Below are 4812 nucleotides of genomic sequence, written 5' to 3' on the forward strand. Positions count from 1 at the left end.
ATTCCCACAAGCCGTCCGGCACCATCCGTTGCACAAGCCCAGTCGTCACCACACCAGACTGCCGCAAGATCACACCAAACGAAATGGCGCCTTAGCCGCTCCCCAAGATCCGTGCCAGAGCCCGGAACTCATCGACATAGCCAGCAGGGTGCTCCTTGGGACCACAGCACCACAGCGGACCTTCCCCTCAGGGAACTTCTACGAGGCGACCAGAGGGCCGTTCGCCCCATCCCCCCGGGGCGTTCGGCCACCCCCGTCTGCTTCGCCACCCCACCGGGAAGCAGGCGGGGGCTTGCGCATGTCGTCTTGCTGGTGCGGGCACCGGACCCGGCCACCCCGGCCCGGTCCGGGCAGACGTGCGGGCCTCGGACGCGCGCTACCGGTGAGCGTGTGCACATCTCGGGATGGATCGGCAATCACCGGACAACCTGTAGCTCCGGTCCGTACCGTTGGACATGGCCCACAGGAGGAGGATGTGGTCATGGACGCTGCCACGCCGAAGCCTCGCCCGGACTATCCGCCGCGCACCCCTCCCCCGCCGAAGAAGCCGGTCGAACCCCCACGCCCGGAGCCGGACACCAGACCCCTGCCCACGCCGCCCGATCCGCGCACGCAGGTGGCGCGGCGGCGGGTGGCCGCGGTGATCCGCAACCGGCGCGCGGCGAACTGGACTCTGGAGAACGCGCCCTGGACCCCGGCAAAGACCGGCCGGCTCGTCGTGGAGCAGCTCATCGCCTGGAGCTACCCCCTGCGGGAGACGGAGCGGCAGAGGTGGGTCGAGGTGAGCCAGCTGCTGGGTGAGGCGGCACTGGCGGACGGCGGGCGGCGGGTCAGCGTGCACTTGGCCGACCAGGACGAGACGGCCCTGGTCATGGTCCTGTCGCATCACAGCACCCAGGCACCTCAAGACCAGGCCCGCAAGGGCGAAGAGAGCGTCCTGCGCTCCCTGACCGGCCTTGGAGTTCTGTCCTGCGGTGTCGAGCACGCCGCAGGAGAGCCCGGCACCCGCCGGTTCGCCGTTCTGGCCCTGCCCCGACGCGACGCCGCTCCCGTACCGATCTCCGTCGAAGGCTGAGGCGGGCGGCGTCTGTACACGGGCTGGTCGTTGCTGCCCGTACGCGGTGGACGCAAGTGGCGGCCATCGCGATCGAGGTCACGGGCCGCATGCGTCCGGCTCACAAGATCAGCGGGATCCTTGGCTCGGCTGCTCAGTTCTCGTCGGGCAGGTATCGTGCCCGCTGCTTTGAGGAGAGCGGTCCGTCCTGGCGCTCCAGGCGCCCGGCGATCCGCGATCTTGCTCGACTACGGCACACCGGACGAGATCAAGAAGGTCGTCCAGCAGACGATGTCAGCGCCAGGGCTCGGGGATGTTCTTCAGCTGGGCCAGCAGGTCCCAGTCAGCCGGGCGCTCCTCCGGGCATGACCACGGGGCGCCCTGTCCGGTCCAGTAGCCGCGGTACTCCCGGGTCCCGGTCAGGTCGTAGGCCTGGGTGCCCGACTCCCAGCCACAGCAGCAGCATATGTTGTGGGTCGGCCAGGTCTCTTCGAAGAAGAGGCTGCCGTCGTCGTAGCCACAGACGCGGCATATCTCCTCGTCGATGTCGCTGCGCATGGGATTGTTCGGGTCCATACGCTCGATTATGCCCGAAGTGTTCGCTGGTCAGCGGGGTAGGCCTGGCGTATGCGCTGGTCGTGGGCGGTCGCCCTCTCCAGGCCCGCGGCGGCTGTCGGCGTCCTGGGCACGGACAGCACTCGCTTCCCCGCCGCCCCCGTTCCTGCGAGGCGCTGCTCGGGCCGTGACGGCCTGGCCGTGACCGCTGCGAGCTCAACCTCATCCGCCAGCAGCGGCTGCGGCCCGCAGCGGCGAGGTCACTGGATCAGGTCAGTGTGGGGATGCTCGGGAGAGGCCGGGCAGACGTAGATCTGCATGTTGTCCGTGCGGCCCACTTCCACCCTCGTCGGCTGCGAGGGGTCCTGACCTGCGTAGTGGCAAGCCTGGGCGGCGGCTTGGTCTTCCTGCGGTGCCCAGCTGTGACCGTCACCGCCCTGCCACTCGAAGGAAGCGATCGTCAGCAGCGGGACCATCCGAACCTCGCACACCGCGCAGTGCCTCGGGATCGGGTCGGTGCGCCCCCACGGGGCCCAGCCTCCGACTTTCCAGCCGGGAGCACTGCCCAGGTGGATGGTATAGAAGGCATCCGGGTCCTCCTCGTACGAGGAGTCCAGGGCGGCGTCGGCTGCCAGCCACTTGTCCCCGTCGCCCAGCCTCCGCTGCAGGTCCGGGTCCAGTTCCAGGCTGTCGGGGTAGTCGGTGATCGCTTCTGGCGCCAGCACGCACGGCTCGGGCACATACCCCGGATAGTCCGCCTCGTACGGCTGCGGCGGTGTGGTGTGGACGTCTCCGACCTCCGCGGCCGAGCGCCACACCAGTGCGGTGGCCGGCTTGCAATCCGGCTCATGCTCGTAGGGGCACCACAGAACCTGCAGCACATCAGCCCCCTTGGGCGGGTGCAGCAGGGGAACGTCCCGCGCGAACAGCTGCGCCACCGGCAGCATCGGCACGGGGCACTGTTCAGGAGCGGGAAGGTCCTCCTCGAACCGCGCGGCGAGACGTGTGGCATCGCGCTCCTGAAGGAGCTGCTCCTCGGAAGTGAGGACGGGGCTCGGTCCGCCAGGGCGCCAGCGGTCCTGCAGCCGCCGCTCCAGGCGTACTTCGGTAAGGGACTCGCGAAATCCTGTACCGCTGTGCAGGTGCGCGTCCTCGCAGTGCGGCCACGGCTCCCCCGCCGGCCACAGCAGCGGCCCGCCGACCGAGCTGTCCTGGGCCGAAGGCGACCCGGGCCGCGGATGCAGACGTATCGCGGACCGCGCGAACCCGGCCAGCTCGGGGAAGACGGCAGTCACCTCGACGGGCCGGGGCGGAGTAGTGCGTATGAGACTCATGCCGGTGATCTTGCCACCGGCCACTGACACCACCCCGCCGCCCAATCGGGTCAGCGCTGTCGTCGGCGACGTGGCGCACGCACAGTGGGTGAGGGTCAGCCGTACAGCCAGCGCACCCAGGCTTTCTGCCCGGCCAAGGCAGAGGCGGGGATGCCCAGTTCACTGAGCGCGCCTGGGTGCACACACTCGGAGGCCGTGGTGTAGGCGCCGGCGTGGGTGGCGTCGCCAAGGCGCCACGGCGCTGGAGCGTGGTCGAGGTCGAGCACGGCGAAAGCGCCTACGTAGTGGATCCGGCCGTGGAGGAGCCCGCGGTTGAGCAGGGTGTGCCAGCCGTGACCGACGCGCTCGATCTCTGCCATGACCTTGGTGGTGTCGATCTCTCATGAACAGGTTCCACCTACCGCGTCCCGGCTCAACGGACCTCCGCCAAGCCCAGCCGCTCATCCGCCAACTCTCGCTCAGTCACAGCCACAGGCTTGACGGCAAGTACGGGCTGTGTGCTTAACTGGATTTTGAGACCAGCCATCTTCAGGGCTCATCCGACGAGTTGAGCATGCCGAATTCTGCGCCGTAATTGGCGTAGATATGGCTGGTCTCTCTTCCTGTGGGATCCCGAATTGCGCGCCTTTTTCCCACCGGTAGTGTCCACCGCGTGAGCAATAGGACACAGGGATGGGAATCCGTCGGCCAAGCGCATTCGCCGGAATCGGGAGCGGCGCTCGTGTAGTGGAAGTGGACACAGCGACTGGATCGCCGCAGATGGACACCGTGTGGGATGACTCCGGAAGCCGCTGGTAAGGGCGATTCCTGTGGAGCCCTGACGCAAAAGCCTACACTTCCTTTAGGCTCCCGCCCGCTGCTTTAGCTCCGGCGGTGTCTTGGGCCAGGCTTGTGTGCGACTTCTACGAGCCCAACTGCGGGCAAGCTTGTCACTCGACGAGAAAGAGAGCTCGCACTGCGTGCATGCCGCCCCGCGCCAGCCAGTCCATGCTTGGCGACCGCGCGACGCTCGGCGGCTACTTGTGCTGCGCACCCCTGTGTTTCCGTCCGCTTCTCTGGAGTGGCTGGCAGAAGGCCATCTGCTCACCGTACGCCTGCGCGTGCTCGTCACGCCGCAGCCTCTGGGAGACAGGTCTCCGTGGAGGCATCTCACCCGCTTCGCGGACCGGTGTCCGATGCGTGCCCCGATCTAGGTCGGCTCAGCGGCGAGACCATGTGAACCATCGGCCGGTTGCCTGTCGTGAGACAAGCATAAGCAGGGCCAGGAACAGTACGAGCAGGCCCACTGACTTGGCCAGGTCAACGCTGAGACCGTCGTAGCGGATGAACATCGCGACGCTGACCAGCGTCATGATGGCCACGCCGCTCCCGAAGACGCCCATGAGGAAAACCGTTAGTCGCCACACGGAACGTGTCCCTTTCTTCTCTTTGAACTCTCTTACACAGAAGCGTTGTTGTGCTCGCGGCTTGTGACTCTAGCAGTTGGGTATTCCGCACGCCTGCTGGAATACCTCGGGCCTTGTTCAGGGCCTCAGAGGACGGGACTCAACGGTTCCCCTGAGACGGGCGGCATCGCGGGGCAAAGGGATGACCAGGGTCCATCCGGCGCACTCCGCGCTGTCACTAACCTCCCGGCTGCGCTCCTACGGAGTGCGGCGCCTGGCCGTGCTCGAGGCTGTCCGTGGCTCCTTCAATCTGGCCAAGGCGGCGATCGATGACCGGTGTGGAACTGTGTTGGGGAAACTTCAGGCTGAACGCCTGGAAGGCGGGAGAGCGCGGTGGCCCGCGAGGCGGTCGTCGGTCCACGCGGTATGGCGTCCGCGGAGCTCGGCCGCGGTCAGGTCGGTGCGTCCGAGATCGTGGTAGTTC

5 protein-coding genes are annotated in these 4812 nt (G+C 67.5%); 1 reads left to right on the forward strand and 4 read right to left on the reverse strand.

The genetic code is table 11. From position 1 onward, the window contains the following. Window positions 1-481 precede the first annotated feature (481 nt). Window positions 482-1075: a hypothetical protein gene (locus tag ABT160_RS46355; RefSeq protein WP_351656288.1), complete on the forward strand. Its 594-nt coding sequence runs from the start codon at window positions 482-484 to the stop codon at window positions 1073-1075. 273 nt (window positions 1076-1348) lie between these two features. Here ABT160_RS46355 and ABT160_RS46360 read toward each other — a convergent pair whose 3' ends face one another. The 4 genes from ABT160_RS46360 to ABT160_RS46375 all read right to left on the reverse strand — a co-directional run bounded on the left by ABT160_RS46360 (window position 1349) and on the right by ABT160_RS46375 (window position 4325). Next, window positions 1349-1630, reverse strand: a complete 282-nt coding sequence (locus ABT160_RS46360) for a hypothetical protein (RefSeq protein ID WP_351656291.1) — start codon at window positions 1628-1630, stop codon at window positions 1349-1351. A gap of 239 nt (window positions 1631-1869) precedes the next feature. Next, complete coding sequence (locus tag ABT160_RS46365; RefSeq protein WP_351656293.1) at window positions 1870-2967, reverse strand: hypothetical protein; 1098 nt, start codon at window positions 2965-2967, stop codon at window positions 1870-1872. Window positions 2968-3038: 71 nt separating this feature from the next. Beyond that, window positions 3039-3302, reverse strand: a complete 264-nt coding sequence (locus ABT160_RS46370) for a hypothetical protein (RefSeq protein ID WP_351656296.1) — start codon at window positions 3300-3302, stop codon at window positions 3039-3041. An 840-nt stretch (window positions 3303-4142) separates the two neighbouring features. Further along, window positions 4143-4325, reverse strand: coding sequence for a hypothetical protein (locus ABT160_RS46375; protein ID WP_351656299.1), 183 nt, complete (start codon window positions 4323-4325; stop codon window positions 4143-4145). Between the last annotated feature and the right edge of the window lie 487 nt (window positions 4326-4812).

Origin of the sequence: Streptomyces sp. NPDC001941, assembly GCF_040296945.1 — a bacterium.
Taxonomy (GTDB): Bacteria; Actinomycetota; Actinomycetes; order Streptomycetales; family Streptomycetaceae; genus Streptomyces.